This window comes from Photorhabdus sp. RM71S, assembly GCF_042879355.1.
Classification (GTDB): Bacteria; Pseudomonadota; Gammaproteobacteria; order Enterobacterales; family Enterobacteriaceae; genus Photorhabdus; species Photorhabdus kayaii.
Genome location: NZ_JBHFKV010000065.1, coordinates 1 through 20754, shown reverse-complemented (window position 1 = coordinate 20754; position 20754 = coordinate 1). Strand labels below are relative to the sequence as shown.

At 43.7% G+C, this 20754-nt stretch carries 24 protein-coding genes and 2 pseudogenes; 13 read left to right on the top strand and 13 right to left on the bottom strand.

Annotated features, from left to right (window positions below):
- Positions 1-108: pseudogene (locus ACGF5R_RS21500) on the bottom strand (IS630 family transposase); the annotation flags it as partial.
- A gap of 539 nt (positions 109-647) precedes the next feature.
- On the opposite strand from ACGF5R_RS21500, the gene ACGF5R_RS21495 reads away from it, so the two are divergent.
- Entirely contained in the window at positions 648-857 is a 210-nt protein-coding gene (locus ACGF5R_RS21495) for a transposase domain-containing protein (protein WP_387692652.1), read from the top strand.
- 440 nt (positions 858-1297) lie between these two features.
- Here the strand turns inward: ACGF5R_RS21495 and ACGF5R_RS21490 are convergent, their stop codons facing one another.
- The 3 genes from ACGF5R_RS21490 to ACGF5R_RS21480 all read right to left on the bottom strand — a co-directional run bounded on the left by ACGF5R_RS21490 (position 1298) and on the right by ACGF5R_RS21480 (position 2871).
- A complete protein-coding gene (locus ACGF5R_RS21490; RefSeq protein WP_387692650.1) occupies positions 1298-1519 on the bottom strand; it encodes a helix-turn-helix domain-containing protein in 222 nt (73 codons plus the stop codon).
- Positions 1520-1800: 281 nt separating this feature from the next.
- On the bottom strand, positions 1801-2025 hold the full coding sequence (locus ACGF5R_RS21485) for a hypothetical protein (RefSeq protein ID WP_387692648.1): 225 nt from the start codon (positions 2023-2025) through the stop codon (positions 1801-1803).
- Positions 2026-2154: 129 nt separating this feature from the next.
- Entirely contained in the window at positions 2155-2871 is a 717-nt protein-coding gene (locus ACGF5R_RS21480) for a Tm-1-like ATP-binding domain-containing protein (protein ID WP_387692646.1), read from the bottom strand.
- A 140-nt stretch (positions 2872-3011) separates the two neighbouring features.
- Between ACGF5R_RS21480 and ACGF5R_RS21475 the strand changes: the two genes are divergently transcribed.
- Entirely contained in the window at positions 3012-3632 is a 621-nt protein-coding gene (locus tag ACGF5R_RS21475) for a TetR/AcrR family transcriptional regulator (RefSeq protein WP_387692644.1), read from the top strand.
- A 22-nt stretch (positions 3633-3654) separates the two neighbouring features.
- On the opposite strand, the gene ACGF5R_RS21470 is transcribed toward ACGF5R_RS21475, so the two are convergent.
- From ACGF5R_RS21470 to ACGF5R_RS21430, 9 genes are all read right to left on the bottom strand, one after another.
- Positions 3655-4005 carry a hypothetical protein gene (locus ACGF5R_RS21470; RefSeq protein WP_387692642.1) on the bottom strand — a complete coding sequence of 117 codons (351 nt, stop codon included), beginning with the start codon at positions 4003-4005 and terminating at the stop codon, positions 3655-3657.
- A 122-nt stretch (positions 4006-4127) separates the two neighbouring features.
- Positions 4128-4610, bottom strand: a complete 483-nt coding sequence (locus ACGF5R_RS21465; RefSeq protein WP_387692640.1) for a hypothetical protein — start codon at positions 4608-4610, stop codon at positions 4128-4130.
- Between the two features lie 210 nt (positions 4611-4820).
- Complete coding sequence (locus ACGF5R_RS21460; protein WP_387692638.1) at positions 4821-5087, bottom strand: hypothetical protein; 267 nt, start codon at positions 5085-5087, stop codon at positions 4821-4823.
- Entirely contained in the window at positions 5084-5515 is a 432-nt protein-coding gene (locus ACGF5R_RS21455) for a hypothetical protein (RefSeq protein WP_387692636.1), read from the bottom strand. Before ACGF5R_RS21455 ends, ACGF5R_RS21460 begins: the two co-directional genes overlap by 4 nt.
- Positions 5516-5587: 72 nt before the next feature.
- Positions 5588-5878, bottom strand: a complete 291-nt coding sequence (locus ACGF5R_RS21450; protein WP_387692634.1) for a hypothetical protein — start codon at positions 5876-5878, stop codon at positions 5588-5590.
- A 955-nt stretch (positions 5879-6833) separates the two neighbouring features.
- On the bottom strand, positions 6834-7484 hold the full coding sequence (locus tag ACGF5R_RS21445; protein ID WP_387692632.1) for a DUF4276 family protein: 651 nt from the start codon (positions 7482-7484) through the stop codon (positions 6834-6836).
- Positions 7481-8569, bottom strand: coding sequence for an AAA family ATPase (locus ACGF5R_RS21440; protein WP_387692630.1), 1089 nt, complete (start codon positions 8567-8569; stop codon positions 7481-7483). The genes ACGF5R_RS21445 and ACGF5R_RS21440 overlap by 4 nt, the downstream gene beginning before the upstream one ends.
- Positions 8570-9165: 596 nt before the next feature.
- On the bottom strand, positions 9166-9297 hold the full coding sequence (locus ACGF5R_RS21435) for a hypothetical protein (protein WP_387692628.1): 132 nt from the start codon (positions 9295-9297) through the stop codon (positions 9166-9168).
- Between the two features lie 103 nt (positions 9298-9400).
- The gene (locus ACGF5R_RS21430; RefSeq protein WP_387692654.1) at positions 9401-9982 is read right to left on the bottom strand and encodes a hypothetical protein; all 582 of its coding nucleotides are present in this window, start codon (positions 9980-9982) and stop codon (positions 9401-9403) included.
- On the opposite strand from ACGF5R_RS21430, the gene ACGF5R_RS21425 reads away from it, so the two are divergent.
- The 11 genes and pseudogenes from ACGF5R_RS21425 (at position 9888) to ssb (ending at position 20668) form a co-directional block, all read left to right on the top strand.
- On the top strand, positions 9888-10772 hold the full coding sequence (locus tag ACGF5R_RS21425; protein WP_387692626.1) for a ParA family protein: 885 nt from the start codon (positions 9888-9890) through the stop codon (positions 10770-10772). The two genes, ACGF5R_RS21430 and ACGF5R_RS21425, sit on opposite strands and share 95 nt — an antisense overlap.
- Positions 10765-12144: an SPI-7-type island replicative DNA helicase gene (dnaB-PI, locus tag ACGF5R_RS21420; protein WP_387692624.1), complete on the top strand. Its 1380-nt coding sequence runs from the start codon at positions 10765-10767 to the stop codon at positions 12142-12144. Before ACGF5R_RS21425 ends, dnaB-PI begins: the two co-directional genes overlap by 8 nt.
- A complete protein-coding gene (locus ACGF5R_RS21415) occupies positions 12141-13862 on the top strand; it encodes a ParB family protein (RefSeq protein ID WP_387692622.1) in 1722 nt (573 codons plus the stop codon). Before dnaB-PI ends, ACGF5R_RS21415 begins: the two co-directional genes overlap by 4 nt.
- Positions 13855-14103: a TraR/DksA C4-type zinc finger protein gene (locus ACGF5R_RS21410; protein WP_387692620.1), complete on the top strand. Its 249-nt coding sequence runs from the start codon at positions 13855-13857 to the stop codon at positions 14101-14103. Before ACGF5R_RS21415 ends, ACGF5R_RS21410 begins: the two co-directional genes overlap by 8 nt.
- A 68-nt stretch (positions 14104-14171) precedes the next feature.
- Positions 14172-14762 carry a DUF2857 domain-containing protein gene (locus ACGF5R_RS21405; protein ID WP_088374638.1) on the top strand — a complete coding sequence of 197 codons (591 nt, stop codon included), beginning with the start codon at positions 14172-14174 and terminating at the stop codon, positions 14760-14762.
- Entirely contained in the window at positions 14759-15022 is a 264-nt protein-coding gene (locus ACGF5R_RS21400; protein ID WP_387692618.1) for a hypothetical protein, read from the top strand. Before ACGF5R_RS21405 ends, ACGF5R_RS21400 begins: the two co-directional genes overlap by 4 nt.
- Positions 14991-16256 (top strand): STY4528 family pathogenicity island replication protein, encoded by a 1266-nt coding sequence (locus ACGF5R_RS21395; protein ID WP_387692616.1) that lies wholly within the window; start codon positions 14991-14993, stop codon positions 16254-16256. Before ACGF5R_RS21400 ends, ACGF5R_RS21395 begins: the two co-directional genes overlap by 32 nt.
- Before the next feature lie 251 nt (positions 16257-16507).
- Positions 16508-17205: pseudogene (locus ACGF5R_RS21390) on the top strand (PFL_4669 family integrating conjugative element protein).
- Between the two features lie 3 nt (positions 17206-17208).
- Positions 17209-19239, top strand: a complete 2031-nt coding sequence (locus tag ACGF5R_RS21385; protein WP_387692614.1) for a DNA topoisomerase III — start codon at positions 17209-17211, stop codon at positions 19237-19239.
- Positions 19240-19701: 462 nt separating this feature from the next.
- Positions 19702-20163: an STY4534 family ICE replication protein gene (locus ACGF5R_RS21380; RefSeq protein ID WP_387692612.1), complete on the top strand. Its 462-nt coding sequence runs from the start codon at positions 19702-19704 to the stop codon at positions 20161-20163.
- Positions 20164-20236: 73 nt separating this feature from the next.
- Positions 20237-20668, top strand: a complete 432-nt coding sequence (gene ssb / locus ACGF5R_RS21375) for a single-stranded DNA-binding protein (RefSeq protein ID WP_387692610.1) — start codon at positions 20237-20239, stop codon at positions 20666-20668.
- The last annotated feature ends 86 nt before the right edge of the window (positions 20669-20754 follow it).

The window sequence follows — 20754 nt, the reverse complement described above, 5'->3', positions numbered from 1 at the left end:
AGAAGCCAGAAGGATAGCTTTTATTCTGTCTCGTACCTGACCATCACGAGTGGTGTCGTGAAGACGTTCAAGTTTGATTTTTTGTTCTGATGTAATAAATATTTTCATAGCGAGGATAATGATCTCCATTTCGGATAAAATCAAGCATCTTCAATGATTACGGGTATAATCCGAGTTCTGGATAAAAAAATTGAACTAAATGCCGTTTGAAAAATAGAGTTTTCGATCAAGAAAAAACCGTCCCTGAATATTCCCATACATGATGAACGCTCTCGTTAAATGAATATAACTATTTCATTTTGGTACAATTGACACCATGTGTGACGTCTATTTTATCAGCTCAGGTCTGAGCTAGGCATCAAACCGCACAGGAAAAAACGGGTTGTAACTGGCCAAGTACCTTAGAAAAAATCGGGTTCGGCGTCAATCTTCACGCCAGAGAACGTTGTTGCGTAAGTGTCCGGAGAACTACACTTTACTTAGCATCATTTTCCATGGCAGTAGTTTTTCTAAATCCGGGGCTGGCGATGACAACAGCCAGTGATTCTTTGTGAATATCCAGGCCGACATAAGCTGAAGGGATATCGTGTAACATAAAGATCTCCAATAACGCACCGATATTAAAGTGATGATATAAAGGTCATACCATCTGGCTCTTTTCAGGCTCTGACAAAGGTGGCGAACGAGCAGCCCTTCTGAACAGTTTTATCGGTACCTGCCGGCTAAATAAAGTGGATCCTGAGGTCTGGCTACGCCATGTCATCAGTCATATTGCGCACTGGCCTGTAAACCGGGTACATGAACTGCTTCCCTTGGGAGGCCGATCTTATTGTTTAGCCACCGTTAATACGGCCTGAATGCGCCGCTTACATATGGAGTGGGATTATTTGAATATTCATCATTATCCCATCATTATCCATAAATCAGAGTCATCACCAAAGAAAGCGCTACCGACCTTGATTCAGAGATATAAATAAAGGTTCAAAGGTAGCGCTTAAATTATATTTACAATTTTCTCATATAAATTCTTAAAAGAGTTTTAACCAACCCTGGATTATTAATAACATCAACATCTTTTTCCTCATTATACGCGACAAGAGTACGATAAATTTCTTGATTTATATCACACGACAATGTAATAAGACCTGATAAGGGTTATAAACATTCTTTAGCTACTTTTTAAGGATCACTTCATATAAAGAAGTTGCCAGAACTGATATATGTATATCATTGATTTAATGAAACCTGTTTTTTATAGTATCCCCTCTAAACACACAAAAATAATAGTGGATTTAAATTAGGACTGGATAGTATATCGACTGGGCCAAATTTCTGAAGGATGTACTCCTAGTCTGTCCGCAATAATCCTCTCCCCTTTAGGCCACCGGCGTATTAATGCATTAGATAGTGTCGATGGACTTAGCCCCGATTCCCTTGATAATGTAGCAAGTGTTGTGCCGCGTTTACGCAATGCTGCAATAATATCTGCCGGATGCCAGTCATTTTGAGTCGTTATCATCTCTGTTTACTTCCCCTAATTGATTTATGGTGGCTATTCAAATAGGATGCATGAATCAGTGTTCATTTCCGGCAAGCAAAACCAAAACCTTTCCCGCCAGAACCGCCATGAAAAGGCTAATAACAGACAAATAGGCAAAAAATTTCTTACCAATGTCCATGAACACAGGACCATGATTCCTAGTTATTTATCAAATTACTATTACTAAAAAACGTCCTTGTCATTCATGACCATTACTGTTGCAAGTAATGCTTTGCGTTATTACCCTGTCAGAATAATTTTCATTTTGATTCCAAAAAGTTTTTCACTTTATTATGAGATAAGCTTGGACTATTGGTGCATTTTAAGGACAAGACTAAAGCTGAACATCTTTGTTCAAAGTGAACAATATCTTTATGCCCTGAAGTACATGAACGTCCAATCCCAAAAATATCGGCTAATGCCGATGGTTTCATCAATGGATCTCGCTTGAGCCGTTTTAAAATTTCTTTCTGATTATCTGACATATCAAATCATTAAAACCCTTATTCTCGCATGGATATTTTTATTTCATTGATGATCAACAGTAAAGATAATTTTTTATTTCTATTTTAATTAGAATAAAAAATAGTAAATTTAATTAAAGGGATTTTATATTAAAAAATGCGTTTAGATTGCTTCCACGCTTTATTTCCTATTAATTTAGGTTCAACGATCAAACTTAATTCGCGGACAATAATCTGAACAGTAACCAAATAATCTTTAATGTTAGTCTGATCAATGCACGGAGCCGTCATACCAAACATCGTCAACTCTAAAGCGGGTTTATGAATATCAGCCAATGGCGTAAAATAATTGACAGAGCCCGTCATCATATTTGCAGCATTAGACAATACTGAACGAGAAATACGGTTGAGTCCGTTGAGATCGGTTACCGTATAAAGCATTGCAATATTGCTGTCCCTAACATTCCCTGACGCCATAGTTGATACCATGATTTTAGGCAAATCGATCGGCAGGCTTTGCATAGCAGCCGGAGTAATCAGCGCCGTTTCACCTGAGCCTCCGATACCAATCACCCCCGCGATATCGTCGATTGAACTGTTCAGGAAATTCGTGAGGGCGATAGGCATCGCTGTTATCGCTTTACTCTGCATGCCGCAAAAAACGGGATCAGCGCCAACGGGATGATACTTAGTCACCTGAAGTGAATGAATATCTACCTTTTTATTCTGATAATTTTTCCCAGGAATTGATGTAGATACATTGATGATGATTGAATCAACTCCTGCGAGGTATAAACAACATTTCAACCAGACCAGCTCGTCCAGTTTTGTGTCTGCTGTGCCAACGACAACTACAAATCGCGTCATAGTGTTCACCCCATGTGGCATACCTAGTTTAAAGACAAATGTAAACCTATTGTAATATTTTACAACATGCAAGTTATTTTTTATCATTAGTGATATTTTTTATTGTGAATGCTATATGGTTAAAATTTTAAGGGGTTTAAATGATTCTGTTTGATGAAGAAAATCTGTCGCCAGTCCGGCGTCGTACCCTGGAACGTATCACTCATTCAGCGCTGAAGTTATATCGTGAAAAAAAATTTCCGTCCCCTGAAGAGATTGCCAGTGAAGCTGAATATGCGAAGGTCACATTGCGCAGCTACTTTTCAACCCACAGTGATTTTGTAGAATATGTTGTAAAACAAGTTATTGGGTCATTCGTTGTCCCCCCTATGGGCAATAATGCAGAAGAAAATATTGAGAAATTATTAAGATGGGGTTATGAAGAAATAGAAGCCAATGAGGCGCTGATGAGGGATGCTTTACGCATTTCTCAGTTACGCTGGCAGGAATCTTTATCAGATGAAGATAACGACAAACGACCTGTTTTGAAGAAAAAAAGTAACCGTAAAGAGACGCTTTCTACGGCGTTAGCGCCTCTAAAAGGTCAGCTTAAAGATGACACAATACATAAGATTATTATGTTGATTTCCGTTTTATATGGTACAGAGGCTATGACTATTCTGAAAGATACTTTTGGTTTAGGAAATGATGAAATCATCAACTTAACGAGTTGGGCCGCGAAGTTGATTGTTCGGCAGGCCATTAATGAGGAGCTAAAATAATCAGAAGACCATTTTTTAAATATCAAGGTAAAGAGCCGGGCATGAGGCCCGGTAAAAGTTTTTTTGGTGTATGGGCCTGTGCATTTTGTGAGAGGTTATGTAGTGCTCCGGTCATCTTACCTTGCAATGCCCGTAGCTCTTTGGCAACAGTTGCGCACTGGTCAGCTTCTGAACAAGTTGTTATCCGCTCTTGGGCCTTGTCATATTCCTGTCGGTATTTATCCCTAACGGCAGAACGGCAACTACCTTGAAAAATGCCGTTACTCAGTGATCTCCATCGTGGTAATACGCACCTGACGGTAATCCTAATTTTAATCAATAAAATCAGTAAATTATAACCTGTTTTTCCCTGTGCGGTTTGACTCCCGGCCAATAACACCACGACGCAACTTTTTAGCTTGATAAGCCACTTTTTCCTTCGTCAGCTACTTTAGATCCCAGCTTGCTGGCTGGGTTCTAAAGTAGGAAATTTAAGTAAGGTTTTAGTCTAATAGATTATTTGGTTTGCAATACAAGTATAGGCTGAATAAACTCGTCTAAAGAGTCAACATCAACGTATGATACTTCATTTTCTCTCATCATATGTAGTTTAATAACAGAATCGATTTTCCCTTCAAAGTCATCAAATACAAGAATAAGTTCGAATTTGAAAGAAGGAAGATCTTGTTCCAGTTTAGTAATAATAAGAGAAGCGAATTTTAGAGCAACATCTATAATATTGCTTTCCAAATAGTCACTTAATCTTATTTCATTATAAAAACACTCCTCTTCTGTCTTATCAAAGAAATTTGTATGACCATTAATTTTATTTTCGCTTGACACACTAGCTACAGGGCATATAGAGGAAAAAAATACACAACCATTTGAACTTACTGTGAACCCTAGATTTAAGAATTCAGCAAGAGCTTTTGGTATTACAACCTCTTCCTTGATATATCCATCTAAAAAACTAACCATTTTCTGATTGTATTTAATCATTTTTCCCCCAAATATTGTTTTGTACCTTTAATGTCTGGAAGGACTGAATATTGAACCATTTAATTTTCCGGTACTTCCATTGACTGGATAAGGTATTATCACAATGGATTAATACTGACTGAGTAGAACAAAACAGCTGCCCAAACAATCTCAAAAAAACCGTACCTCTTGAACTAGATATCCGTTCAAGAGGTACGAAATTACTTGGAATTATCCTATATTACTCAAAATGTTTTTGACTATAGATATTACTGATTCATCCAGCTGTTTTTCATCAACTGTATAGGTCAATAGTTCGATCTCATTCTCTGCATCAAATAAAATTGTGCGAAACCACTTTTCTTCAAGTGCAACCACTTGATTTTCTGCTTTATAAATCTCTAACTGAATATCTTGTATTGTTATTTTTCCTTCAAGAAAGTCCTTACAAGATCCTTTCAGACACTCAATTATTTCAGGGTAAAGCCAATCATTCATTTTGCACTCCTACGAAGAATTGTCACAACTACATTGCCATTTTTCTCAGTAACGACACCGATATCACTATTCCAATATGTTGTCCGAGTAATACCATTAACAACATTATTTTGTGGAGTACCATTTTTAATTACATAGTCTACGATATTAGGTGTCACATTTCGACCAGCTCCAGTTGTTCCTGCTGGTGAGCCGAGACCGGAAGGTTGCATTCTATCCACAGCATGTTGTGAGTAAAGACGATCACCAATTTTGGCGTATTGCCGTCCATCAACAGTAGTTTTTTGATAATGTTGCCATGAATTCCACTCTAATTTTTCAGAAGGATTTTTTGTAGTCTTATTTCCAGCAATATTCTTATCAGCTGGAGAACTTCCTTTCCCCCCAACTAATTCCGTTGATTGGTATTTACTTAGAGACAAATACATTTTCGCTGCCGCAAACTGTATTAACTTCGCTTCACTATTAGGTATCCCACCGGCAACAATTTCCGCCGCTTTCTATGGCGTCATCTGCTCATTTGATAATACAACATCCAACGGAACGCCAAAGAAGTTACCCCACGCAATAATCAAACCTTTTGCTGGGTCTTGACCATCAGGGACTTGTCCTTTGAGGTAGTGAGTTAAGGCTGCGTTTATTTCTTCCGGTGTTGCCCCGGATTGCACCATTTTTTGAGCCAGTGAACCCGCGCCTTCAAAATGTTTAGCATCTTCGGAACCAAACAGACTTCCCATGCTAAGGGCATTATTGTCCACAACAACGCATTCCATTGCGAAACTGACCGCCAAACACCGATTTTCCTAATGCCCTCAGTCAGTTACAACCCGTTTTTTCTGATGTTCGTTCACCGCCGGACCCAAAACCCCCTGACGCACTTTTCACCCCTGAACGCCCGTTTTTCCCGCCGTGACCTTGTCAGGGTAGCGCCTTTTTCGGCAACGGGCGCGGGCGGCACAGAGCCCGCAAGCGGTGCCCCTGCGACGCTCTGGAGCACCGGGGTTTCAGATGGGCACGGCTTTGCATGACCCCACTTGATTCCGGGAAAGCCCCCTCAGGGGGCTGCACGGGGCGGCGATGGCGAGCACGGGAACGAGCAAGGAGCCTGCGACTGCGAGCCGCGCGCAGCAAGTCGCAGCAGGGTTGGGGCGGGGGGAGGTAAATTCAGTGGAGGCCGCAGGCCGACCTGCCTTCAGGGCTGTTTGCCCAACGGTTGCACCGTGGCTAAAGAAGCACGCGGTTTTTGTCGGGGACTGGCTCAGTCGGTTAGAGCAGAAGGCGTCAGCCTTGTGCGCCACACCCTCCAATGCCGACCCGCGGGGGCGCAAGACATAATGCCAATTTATACGCATTAAGCCGCTCATTCATGTTCAGGTTGTTACCCTTGCTCACCGGCGCAGTGCGTATAACATATCTTATATTAAATTAATGGGACATTAAGTTCACAGTGGTATTTTAATACAGAGCCATTTCTTTAAATCCCTTCATAAACAGGGCTGGGGATCGTGAGCTAAATCGGATCCGAAAACTATCGGTTCCCTTAAACAAAACTGAGGTTATATAAGTAATCATATGCCCACATTCAAGGCAATTGTATCCCAAATCCGTGCCGAACCGATCAAATCATCTTCACCTAATATTATATCGGAAATCTGTGTGAGGCTCCCTCCCCCCACGTCTCAATTTTGGCACAGCTTTTAAGTGGTTGAAATGAGTTCATTACACTCGCAGAAATGTTCAACTAATTTATCCAGAATTCAAGTTAGTTAGCTTATTTAACCACTGATTGAAATGTGGGCATTGGGAACGAATTATATCTAATCCAATATCACCGGCGATGAGTGGGCCATGTAAAGTCTTATGGTAATTGGGCACTACCGCCAAAATACGCTTAGATGGTGCAGTTTGTGGGCTATTATTAATATCTTCAGGGCTATCAAATTGAGCTTTGATGGTTTGTAATGCTGAAATGGGGGCGTTATCATCAAGCCAATCCGCAAATTTTTCAGGTTGGCAAAACAACAGTGCTTCAAATTCATGTAATAACAGATTGGGAATAAAATTAGTTTGCCCAATATCATTAGCGAAAGCTTGCTCTAGCTTAACTACCCGTTCGTTAGCTGCATTATCCTGTTGTTCATTATAATCAGGGAAATTAGTAGGCAAGCCATAGTAGTCAATTAATGTTGTGACGAATGCACTGGGATCTTGTCGACATAAGCGAGTAATTTGATATTTTACCTTACCATAACTTGTAATACCGCCTTTCTGACTGGTACTCGTCTGAGCTAATATTGGCGTCAGATAGATTTGCTGTGCTACAAAATAGGGAGCTAACACATCCCGCACAAAAGTTTCCTCCGTTTGTCCTTCTACAAAAACATTGATACGGATCATCGCTGTGGCCTCCCGCCGAGTAAGTTTTTCTTCCATAATTCACCAAGGCTATAGTCTTCAAGCCATTCTGAAAGAAAGTTACTATTCAGACGCTTAAAGGTAGATGCCCCTTGTTGTTTGTCAACGATAATCAAATCATCAGCATCAAATTGATTAACCAGTTCGACTGACTGGGTAGAAATAATCAGTTGGTGCTTACTGCTGGCATTTTTGATCAAACCAGCCAGTACATTAATAGCATAGGGGTGGAGTCCAAGTTCTGGTTCATCAATAATAATTGAACTTGGCATATAGTCTTCGGGTTGCAGTAACACGGTAGTCAATAAAATAAATCGTAAAGTACCATCGGACAATTCACTCGCTTTAAAGGGAATATCCTGCTCTTTCTCTGTCCATTCGAGTTGAATGTAATCAGTATTATCCGGGGTGGGCCGCAAGTAAAAATCACCAAAAAATGGTGCAACCATTTGAATGGTTTTGACAATGCGTTTGTAATGCAGAATATGATTTTTTTGCAGACGATATAAGAATGCCGCTAAATTAGCACCATCTTCCCGTAAATAGTCATTATCATTAATACGATGAGTTTGTTTAACTCTGGCATTATCACTCGTATCATGGAAATGGTAAACCCTCCATCGGAGCATAGTAAGTAATGCGTAATCCTCAATGTTATGATGCTGAACGATCTGAGATTCAAAGTGTCCAGCACCAATATTATAATCCCCTTTGGTGTCCAAAAAGAGTGATTCATGTTGGAACATCATACGGTTATCATTTGTGGGTTCCAGTTCAAACTTATAACCATTGTGACCAAAATAAAGCTCAGTGCTCATAGACTCAGTTTTTTTACGACCAAAATGCAATAATGTGTCGGGGCCACCCATTTTGCCAACAAGAGATTGTAAACGATGATCAAGTACAACGGCGATTAGGCGAAAAAAACTGATGAAATTGGATTTCCCAGCACCATTGGCACCAATGAGTACATTTAGACATCCCATTTGTAAACCACATTCTGAGATAGATTTGTAGCCTTTTATATTAATTTTTCTTAAGAAATTATTGTTGGTTACTGGTTTCATAATTTTGCCTTTTCAGCATTATGCGACTCAAATATGCCCTATGTTAGGGCAAATAATAGGTTAAGTATTATCTTGATTGCCAAGTTTGCGTCCAGCTCTTCCTCTAAAAATTTTTCCTTAGTGGAATACATTATCATTAAAATGATCCTCCTAATACACCGCGCTTTGTTACCGCCACGACTGCTCTAATTGCTACTGGCTGGAACGAAAGTTGCTGGGCGAGATTCGCACCCACTGAAAGACCGTGCCTCTGCACGGTGCATAAAAACATCTAGGGATTATCTTAAAAATAAGCTCGATTATTCTGATGTTGAGGGTGTGATTTTGTATCACCACACTGCGATGCTTATTGTGGTTCAATGTGAGTGGAGTTACGAAATTAATCAGGATGGAACTATCCCGGGGCAGCTGGTAATCTCTCTTATGCTGAGTCGTGGGAAACAATGAGAGGGCAATTCAGAAGAATATTAGCATCTTGGCTGTTTTCACGTTAATACCTCACTTTCATATTAATCAGATTAGCAGACTTGTGAGATGTCCGAAATTCTTGCTCCACTACATCTTCCGAAGTACACCCACTATGTCACTGACTCTCATCAGTCAAGTATTTTTTTCCTTACCCGAAAAACCGGCACCATCATGACAAACATGCTGCCGACAGCAAAAGCCCCTGTGGCAAACAACATATTCGCGACACTCCCCTCACCGAGGTGATCCCACAGGGTCATCGCTACCACAAAAATCAGCATGAACACGAAGATATAGGTAAACTTTTTACGGACTGGGAGGAGATGAAAAAGCGTGGTATGGATGAACTCTTCCTCCTCCTTCTTAGTGAACGCTACTCTGACTTTTATTGAGATCGACTACCGGCCGGTAAAAAAGCTCATTGTTAACAGAGGTGCTAGCATAAGCCCGGATATCATCCGTTGATGGTAAGTCACTAGGCCACTTACGTGATACGATGACTCCATAAGCCTGAAGGACCGGTAGTGCAAACGCATAATGGTCAACCTTCTGAACATAGCGATTATCTAGAACAGCCAGAACGTCTCTGCCAGCGGTTTCCTCTTTGACATAAAGCTTTATTCTGTCAGCCTTCGGGTAATTATGGATATAGACTCGCGCCGGAATAGCGTTAATATTGTGATGACGGCAGAAATTAACCCGGTTTTTCCCTTCATCGGGCAGAAATAAGCCTAGTTCAGGTATGCAAGTATAACTGGTACTACGAATCCTCTTGCTGAAATGTTGATGTTTTGTAACATAAAACTGACTTATCTGCATCCTTCGAATTACTTTAATTCGAGTATGCAAAATGAAGATACTTCCCGTAATTTCGCCTAAAGGTGGAGAGGGTAAATCCACACATGCCGCTAATCTAGCCGGTTTTCTTGCTGATGCCGGATTCAAAACTCTCCTTCTTGACGCTGATTATTCTCAACCCACTTCAAGTAGTATTTTTGCACTTGAGTACGAAGCCCCAGCTGGTTTGTATGAGCTTCTTATGCAGACTGTTGACCTGGGTCAGAAAGACCAGATTATTTCACGTTCAATGATAAATAATTTGGATGTCATTATTTCCAATGATCCTGATGAACTCCTGCCTACGGCTATGCTTCATGCTCCTGATGGGCGTTTGCGTCTGAGGAATATATTGCAGTACCCTCTGTTCAGCCAGTATGACGCTATCATCATTGATTCAAAGGGAGCTACTGGCGTCATGGCGGAGCTGGTTGTGCTGACCGCTACTGAATTTGTGTTAGGTGTGATTAAGCCCATTCTGCCAGATGTACGTGAATTTCTGCGGGGATCGTTGCGGATGTTGACGCGACTGCAACCGTTTGAGAGTTACGGTATTCGATTACCTTTAATTCAGATACTGGCGAACGGCATTGAGGGGACTAATCTTGACCGCGATACGTTGAATGAACTGGCCCATATTATCGAGCATAAGCGTTACGATACGACCTCTCTTGATGGGCGAATAGTGTATCGACTGCTGAAAACCCGCATCGATCTGCTTGATATTTATAAGCTGGGGCATGTACGTGCTCAACCTGTTCACCGTCTTGAATACAAAACTACCCGTAAAAGTCCTGCTGCTGCGCAAACGATGCATTGTCTGGCTTGTGAATTGTTCCCTGAATGGCATGAACAGTTTGATGCACTGATTGCGAATAAGGGGGCAAAGAATGCGTGACCCTTTCTCTTTACCGGATGGCATTGAGCAACCGTATTCTTGTGATGCCGAGCAAGCTGTTCTCGGTGGACTGATGCTGGACAATGATCGATGGGATGAAATCATACCGCTGATACATGCTGATGATTTTTTCCTGCCCGCTCACCGACGGATTTATGGTGCCGTTGCAACCATGTTTGCGGCCAATTTGCCTGTTGATGTACTGACGCTATCTGAACGTTTGGAACAAAAGGAGCAACTAAAACAGGTTGGGGGATTTGCCTATTTAGCCGAACTCGGCAAAAACACACCGAGTGCTGCAAATATTGTTGCCTATGCGGAAATTGTTCAGGCTAAAAGTCGCTTGCGTCAATTGATAACTCTGGGAAATGAGATGAGCGCTCAGGCTAGTCATCCCCGTGCTGAGTTTACTGACATTACTGAAATGGCTGAGCAGCGTTTATATACGCTGTCTGAGCAGAGAGCTGCGCATCAAGATATTAGCTTGAAAGAAGGGCTGGGTTTGCTGATTGAAAAATTAGAGCAGGCCAATGGAGGCAATGGGATAACGGGTACCCCGACAGGCTTTAGTGAACTGGATACCAAAACCTGTGGTCTTCAGCCGGGTGACCTTATCCTGCTGGCCGGTCGGCCTTCTATGGGGAAAACCTCACTGGCACTGGCTTTCTGTCTGGGCGCACTGGAGAGTGCCCCTGATGCTGTTGTTCAGATTTTTAGTCTGGAAATGCCGATGGATCAATTATTGATGCGTATGGTGTCCATGTTGGAACGTGTTCCGCTTGAACGTCTGCGTAGTGGATTAATGGATGATGAAGATTGGGCACGGCTCAGCAGAGCAATGGAGACATTAATTCAGTGGGAAAATCGGTTGATAATTGATGACAGCAGTTATCAGACCCCGGCTTTATTACGCGCACGTGCCCGCAGAAATGTGCGCAAATACGGTCGACCTTCATTGATTATGGTGGATTATCTGCAACTTATCCGAAGCCCGGAGCAGGAAAACCGAACGCAGGAAATTGCAGAAATTTCCCGTAGCTTGAAAGCGCTGGGTAAAGAATTGGGTTGCCCAGTACTTGCGCTTTCACAACTTAATCGTCAACTAGAGCAACGTGCAGATAAACGCCCTAATAACGGGGACTTACGGGAATCGGGAGCGCTAGAGCAAGATGCTGATCTGATCTTGTTTGTTTACCGAGATGAAGTGTATGACGCCAATACATCGGATATTGGGGTAGCAGAAATCATTATTGGTAAACATCGCCAAGGATCGATTGGAACAGTCAAGATCCAGTTTGATGGCACCTGTACCCGGTTTAGTGATCTTACTGAGAAGTATTATGATCTTGGTGCTGAAAGGGGAAATAGATGAGTAAGTATAAAACCTCTCTAAGTGACGCAATACTTCAACGTGGCAAAACACCACAATCACTCACTGGTACTGTTGTTTTGCCTATAGCAGAAATGCCAATGGTATTAACGCTAGATGAGTTACAGCCAAACCCGGATAACCCTCGCCTCAGTCGTAATCCCCGTTTCGACGATATTAAGGCTTCTGTTCGTGCCAGAGGACTGGATTCTGTACCGAAAGTGACGCGAGATCCAGAAGAGAGTGGAAATGTTTACATTTTCAGTGATGGAGGCAATACCCGTTACCAAATCCTATGTGAATTATGGAAAGAAACGGGTGAGGAACGTTTTTTTCGAATCCCTTGTTTGTTTAAACCTTGGCCAGGTCGGTTGCAGTGCGTCATCGGGCATCTGGCAGAAAATGATGTTCGGGGGGATTTAACGTTTATAGAGAAAGCCCTGGGTGTTTGCAAAGCAAGTTCTATGCATGAGAAATGTCTGGGAAGACCTATCTCGCAACGAGAATTAACAGACTTACTAAAACAAGAAGGGCTTCCAATATCACAAACCAGCATCAGTCAGATGCATAACACGGTGCAATATTTATATCCTCATATGCCCAATTTGTTGATATCTGGTATGGGGCGTCCACAAGCAGTAAACATATTGTCTTTACGCATTGATGCTCAAAAAACCTGGAATAGTTTTTCTTCAGAGGCATCGTGTGAGAAGGACTTCGATTCAGTTTTTGGTGAGGTGTGTCAGCGCTTTGATAATCCTGAAGTCTATTCTTTTGACATGTTACGGGATGAACTGATTGGGGAATTAATAAAAGCTTTGCCACATCCTGCCCTTAATTATGATCGTTGGTTATTGGAACTCGATCCGAAAGAACGAAACCGTCGTCAGTTATTTGGTGAGCCCCCTCCTATTGCTGAACATTTGCGCGATGCGGATATACAAGCCGCTGAAGTGTCTGAAAAGTCGGTACCGCCTGTGACTAAAAGCGCTGCTTGTGTTTCGGCAGGGGAGTCTGAGTCGCATGGGGAGGTTATCGAATGTCTGGAAGATGAAAAGACAGAGGAATGTGAAGCTTGTCCGCCCAAAGTTGAAGTTCAACCTGATGTATATGAAACTCGGCCAACGTTATCCAGTGAGTTATCGACAATACAGGATAAGGAAGATATTGCGTCTTTAATGTCAGCACCTTTATCGCAGACAATTCCCTCTACGTTAAGTGGATTTAATCACTGTCTTCCAACACCACCACAAACTTCATTATTAACAGAGCCTGCGCCATCTGATGGATTGAGTTTTGCACAGACTGGTCTAGAGCCGGTCAGTGATATCTGGTCTATCTCACCGGTACGAGATGATATTGAGCATTTACAAGATATGGCGTTTCGTTTGGCATTCGAGTTAGCCGAAGAAATGGGGGGCGCGGATGAGCTTGAGGAAGCTAAAGATACAGCTTGTGAAGTGGGTTATCGATTAGCTTATTCCCATACGGCATCACGTTTTGTTCAGGTTCTGTTGTCGTTAACAGGGAATAGTGACAATAACGGTGAATCAGATATGGACATGTTGGGAACCTGGTTTATAGGGTCTGACAAGGATGCACCAGTATTGTCTGATGTGGCGGTAGTGAAATTTATGCGTCTTATTCGGGTGCTGCGCCGGTTACGTGAACTGCAACGCGAGTTGTCAATCGTTTCAACGGAGGGAGATTGCAATGTCTGATGATATTGATGACACAACGGCTCAGGCTGTTACCGCGATGTGGCTGGAGGAGCGGATAGCGGCTGTTCGGCGGGAAATGCATACCGGTAGGGTATCACTGAAATATTGTGAAGGATGTGGTAATCGGATTGACGAGCAACGTCGACAGATTTTGTCGGAGGTACGGCTGTGTGTTGGATGTCAGGAAGTTGCAGAGCATTGGGAACAGGTCAGACGTATTATCGGAGGCCGTCGTGGTTAGTAAGTTCAGATCTTATGTGTTCCGTTGTTCAGACGTATCGTATCGTATTGCATTGAGAGAGGTGCCTTATGAGCCAGATATCCCAGGTAGCCAACGCTTTGTTAACTCAACTGGTCATGGAGTTGAAGTCGGGTTATCTCCGTCGCTGTGAAGCACTGGGTTTGATGGACGAAGAAATGCGGATGCTACACAGCCTGACTGTGGAAGACTTGCATTATCTGATGAATAGTCCGGTGTCAGTCCTTACGCTTCGTATCCATCATGAAAATTTTGCGTTAATGCTGCAACAAGCCCGGCGTGAACAAAAACGTCTGCAACGTCTTGATCAGGCTCTGATGTTGGGGGGCTCAATTGAATTGATGCAACACTACTTTGGATTGACTTCTGTTGAGGTGAGTTCCCGTCGTCGTATGTTAGGCATTGAAGCTCGCCAGGGGCGATGTCTTATGCTGGCAGATAAAGAAAGTGCGGAGGTTTGGCGACTATGGAAAACGCATGTCACTGATCTGGATAGTGCAGATGGGCTGGATGTGATGATGCAGGCTGCTGAACAGCTGGCTGTGTCACTGACGGCAGTCTGGAATGCTGTACGTGGTTGGATTGAAGACGAAAAGAACACGGTGAAACCTGAGGTTGGCCAGGGACGGCAAGACAGGTGAAAAAGACAGAGATCACTCAGGGTTTGTTGGCCCCCTGTTCTGTACCGCTTATCTATAGAAGGAAAGCGGTAGAACAATTGAAACGTTATCGGCAGGGTAGCAAAAATTACACTCGGATCAGAGCGAAAGGCAAAGGTAAGGTTTCTTATCGTTGCTTAAAAATCGATATTGGCATGTTTTGGCGGTTGTTGAGTCGTAACGGAGGACGAGATTGGGAAATGATGACACATGAGCGGTACAACAATGAAATCTGGAAATAACGCACGGAAAGCCCCTTTGTCCTCTGATAGCCTCATTGCTTTCACGCTAGAACAAATGAACGTACGGCTGGCAGCGCAAAGCGAGGATGATGAGAAAAAACAGTTGCGCAGTGGGTTGTTGTATCTGGGGAATGTGCATGATGCCATTCCCCGTCAGTTAATCCTGGATACCCGATTGTCTCCACTCGATAAGATGGCCTGGATAATGATACGCCTGTATGCACAACAAAATGCAGGGGCAGTCTTTCCTACCTATGATGAACTGCAACTGCAATTGGCTTCTCCGCACAGTGGTAAGGCGTCACGGGAAACCGTCAGCCGAGTATTACTGATGTTGCGAATAACCGGTTGGTTGAGTTTGTGCAAACGAGTCAGGGATGACAAGGGGCGTGTGAAAGGAAACATCTATGCTCAGCATGATGAACCTTTGATGTTTCATGATGCTGAAGCGCTTGATCCTAACTGGCTGGACACGGTGGGGGAGGCGTGTCGTCACAAAAACCGGGTGATTAGCCAGACTGCCTGGTCAGTATTGATGGAAGTTAAAGATGATCCGATGATGCGCCATCGCCGCTCCCGCATTGCTTTACTGGAAAATCGGTTAGGTCAGGTACAAACGCCGCAACAAATGGCGGTGTTGCAAGCAATAAGTCAGCCAGGTTCGGTAACCGAACTTAATCCAAAAGGTCAGCACAGACTGAGTTCGGAAACCGAATTCAATACAAAAACAGGGGACAGTAATCCGAATTCGGCAACCGAACTCAGTCTAAAATCAACGGATTATGACAGAGTTCGGCAATCGAACGGTTACGTACGTCATTTCACACACAGTGTGAATAAAAATACGTACGTAGCAACATCGGATGGTGATAACCCGATTGTTGAGCATTTGTTGCCTGTAGCGTTAAGAAATCAGCTCTCTGATGACGACACCAGAATGCTGACGGAACAATTCCAGGCACTTCCGCCTGATCAGAGGCATTTGGTGTTGGATAGTCTGCGAGCTCCATTGGAAAGCGGTTCGTTAAAAAACCCGGTGGGGTACTTGTTGATACTGATGAAGCGTGCCAGGCAGGGGGAGTTACGCGATCCTGGCATAGCGAACAAAGTGGAAAATCTTGGTGCAAAGCAAACTATACCTGCCCGCCGCCAGAAAGAAATTTTTTCTGCGCCAGAGGAGCGAAGAAAGGCCAATCCTGCCGTAATGAAAAAAGTGATTGCTGAAATCCGGTAGGATTTTATGAAAAGATAAATAGGGCCATTTTGGATGAGTCTTAAAGGGGTTGTAGAGTCAAGCGTTCCGAGGAATATGGGTATTTTTAAATGTCATCAAATAGATAAAAACAGTGATTAGAGTCTAATCATTAGGGTTATGGGATGCTAATCAGGTTTTTGGGGTGAGCAAAAAAGAGTTTTGAATTGTGGTCACAGCCTGATAACGCAACTATCTCAGTGATATCCTTAATGTCACAGAGAGAATGTACCATGACTGAAACTAAAGAGACACATGCTGTTCGTTCAGGCGCACTGCATTCCTCACTTACCATTGAGTTGCATACTCATTACGCTATCAGCCTGTGGAATGGGCGCCGGAATGAAAGCAGCAAAAAGAATAAACCGGTGATTATTAGCATGCCGCGATTTTTCTTACTAGCTGGTCGGATTAGCCATGATTCCCTGATAGATAATCCGTATGCCGATATGGCGATGTTGGCACTGGAAACTAAGCTCGCCTCTGCTCATGACCAGATGCAGGCGGCGTTAGCGGAACTGGAGGCTACACTCTCGGGGGTACCTGCTCAGATCCATTTATCTGATATTGCCTCTATCGCCCCGCTCAATATTGGTGTCTACAGTCGCACTCCTTTGGGTTACCGCTGTGTTTGGCTATTAGTGGGTTACGATCAACTGGTGATGAAAGCCTTGCAGGCGCACCATTATGCGCTGATTTCCCGTCAGCAATGTGACGGATTTTTAAAAAAAGGGGGCACTGGGTACGCCAAATCTACGGCGCTGTCCAGCCGTACCGTAGTTTTGCGGTTACTCGTGACGATATCCTTTCCCAAACCTCTGCTGGCAGGGAAGCTATTACCCGTTTGGGGCTACCGGATGAGGGTGTTATGCGGGGTGAAAAACGTTCTGTTTTTTCTCCTGCATTAAAAAGTACGGTAAAGCAGAAATAAGCGATGAAACTGTTTCTGTGTGAAAAACCGTCTCAGGGACGGGATATTGCGGCGGTATTAGGTGCAACAAAGCGTGGGCAGGGATATTTAACTGGGCCGGGGGTGATAATAACTTGGGCAGTTGGACATTTACTGGAAACTGCCAGTCCAGAAGTTTACGGTGAACAATATGGTGCTCCCTGGCGGGCATCGGTATTGCCGATATTGCCGACGTCTTGGCAAATGGTAGTCAAAAAGGAGACGGCTGACCAATTTGCTGTTATCAATCGTCTGTTGAAACAAGCAGACGAAGTGGTGATTGCCACTGATGCTGACAGGGAGGGAGAAGTGATTGCCCGGGAGTTACTGGATTATTGCCAGTTTCAGGGACAGATATCTCGCTTATGGCTGTCTGCTCTGGATGAGGTGAGTATTCGTGCGGCGCTTGCTAATATTTTGCCCGGTGAACGAACGGCATCGTTATACTTGGCGGGGTTAGGGCGGGCCAGAGCAGATTGGCTCATCGGCATGAATTTTACCCGACTCTATACCGTGAAAGTCCGTGAATGCGGATATAGTGACATTTTGTCTATTGGACGTGTTCAGACGCCAACTTTGGCATTGGTTGTTTTTCGAGATCAGGAGATTATCGCCTTTACGGCTAAACCTTATTGGCAGGTGGTGGCTGACCTTCAGTGTGACGGACGAATTTTCCGGGCGGATTGGGTGCCCGCTGCGACCTATTGTGATGAAGAAAAACGTTGTATTCATCAGCATGTAGCGCAGGCGGTAGTTCAGTTATGTCAACAAGCTGGTGTGGCTACGGTATTGGAAATCAATACTAAACGGGAAAAGCATGCGGCTCCGTTGGCATTTGATCTTGGTAGTTTGCAACAGCTGTGCTCAAAGAAATGGGGCATGGGGGCTCAGCAGGTACTGAATATTGCCCAGAATTTGTATGAGACGCATAAAGCTATGACCTATCCTCGTACAGATTGTGGTTATCTGCCTACGGCCATGCAGGCGGAAATTCCGCAAGTATTGGATGCTGTGGTCAAAAGTGATCCTGCTATGCGGATGGTGGTAGATAGTCTGGACAGAAGGTTGATTTCGCGTATTTGGAATGACAAAAAAATTACGGCGCACCACGGTATCATTCCGACAAAACAGCCCTGTGATATGAATAAGATGACTGATGATGAGCGTAAAGTGTATCAGCTGATACGTCAGCATTATTTAGTACAGTTCCTTCCTCTGCATGAAATGGATATAACCGAAGCGACTTTCGACATTGGTGGCCAATTGTTTCGTACCCGGGGAAATGCAGTGATTGTTCCTGGCTGGAAGGTATTGTTTTCAACGGGTAAAGATGAATCGGCATCCATCGGGAAAGACGATTCTTTGGGAGAAAGTTTGCCATCAATGGTTAAAGGCAGCCAATGTCAGGTTAATGAGGCTACTTTACGAATGTCGCAAACTCAGCCACCTGCTCACTTCACGGAGGGCACATTGATTGCGGCGATGAAAAATGCTGCTGCTTTTGTCAGTGACCCACAACTTAAAAAGGTATTGAAGGAAAATGCGGGGTTGGGAACGGAGGCTACTCGGGCAGGGGTACTGGATACGTTGTTTAAACGGGGTTATCTGACGAAAAAGGGCAAGTGTATCCACGCTACACAGATTGACAGCGAGTTGATAGCCGCGTTGCCTACAGCGTTGACCAACCCTGGATTAACTGCCTTGTGGGAACAGGCATTGGATGATATTGCTCAGGGGCAGGCAACGCTGTCGGATTTTATGGACCGTCAGGTCCAATGGACTCAATATTTAGTGGAGCAGGTTCAAGCGCAGAAGGTTGTTATCACGCCGCCGCCCTCATTGCCTTGTCCGGTGTGTGGAGGAGTGACGCGTCAACGCCAGGGAAAAAACGGTATTTTCTGGGGATGTATAAAATACCCGGAATGTAACGGGATAGTGAGTACTGCCGATGGAGAAAGAAAAACCAGGACTACCAAGCGTAAGAAAGTGTTGAAGAAACCAGCAATGACAAGGTGAGTCCATTTTTATGCATTTGGACGGGAGATTTGGTGAGTGTTGTCTTCGGACCGCGTTTTTTTATTTATATTCGCAAAATTATTTTCACCGTTGACGGTGTGGTCATCTGATTTAAGAATAAGCCGGTTAATGTGTTGTTTTTTAGCAACCGCCAATGTTCTCGTAGTCTGAGAGGAACGCTTTCGGGTGACTGCTCTTAATGTCAGAAAGGTCTGAGACTGACGCTTTCGAGTGACCTGTTTTAAATGCCACAGTAACCTGAAAAGTGGCGCCTTTGGGTAGTACACCCGTTTATCCTTTGAAAACGGGTATCATAGATAATGGTTATCTGTGATGAAGGTACATTTTAACTTCCAGACAGCCAATGCCTGATTCTGGCTTCCGGCGGGAAATATCATTTCCCGTCAGGGGGTGATGTGTTCTCCGTCGTTTCTTTTTTTCACTCTATGGAGATAACACATCATGTCGACAACTCATGCCACGGAAAACAAATTCTTCAACCTGAATATCAATGGATTAGGGTATCTCAGTAATGTCCGCAAGGTGAATGGTCAGAATGGCAGTTTTTTCAGCGCGGTCATCAATGCATTGAGTGGGCCAACAGAAAATCCGTCTTATGTTCGCTTTGATGTCACGGTTGCCGGTAAGGAAAACAGTGACTTAATCAGCCGCTGCCATAAAGCGGTTGATGAAGACAAAAAAGTCTTACTGGGTTTCACATTAAGTCAGCCATCTACTGGGATTTTTACGTTGAACAAAGGTGAGCATGTTGGTGAACAGCGTGTCAGTTTAAGAGCGCGGTTGATTAAAATCGATTGGATCAAAATCGGGTCAGAGACGGTTTATAAAGCTGAAAAACCTGAATCCGTGCCGCCTGTACAGAATAAGTCTTCGCAAAAGCATTATGCAGAGAATTCATTTTGACTGCCCCTGAAGTCTCTCCGGAGTGCATTTTTTCGGGGAATTTTTTTCATCTACATTTTGAAAGGGAAGTTACATGGCTTCACGCGGCGTGAATAAAGTGATACTTATTGGGCGTTTGGGACAAGAACCTGAAGTGCGCTATCGGTCAGAGGGTGATGCAGTGGCGGTATTGTCACTGGCAACATCGGAAACCTGGCGGGACAGACAAACGGGTGAGCAGAAAGAGCGTACCGAATGGCATCGGGTGGTCATTTTCGGCAAACTGGCCGAAATTGTTGGTGAATATTTGAAAAAAGGCAGCCAGGTATATATTGAAGGCCAGTTGCGTACCCGTAAATGGCTTGATAAGACCAGCGGTCAGGACCGATGCAGCACGGAGGTCGTGCTCAATCAGCTGGGTACGATGCAGATGTTAGGGGGGCGTAGTCAAAGTGAGCCTTCCCGGTCAAGTGAGGGTGTCGCAAAAGGCGCGTGTTATCTGTTAAGATCTGCGTACTTCTTTTAAGCGCAGATCTTTTATGACCTTATTCATTCGAAAACGGGAACCTTCTATTCATACTGGACGTCAGTTTGTCACCGCTCAGCACTTAC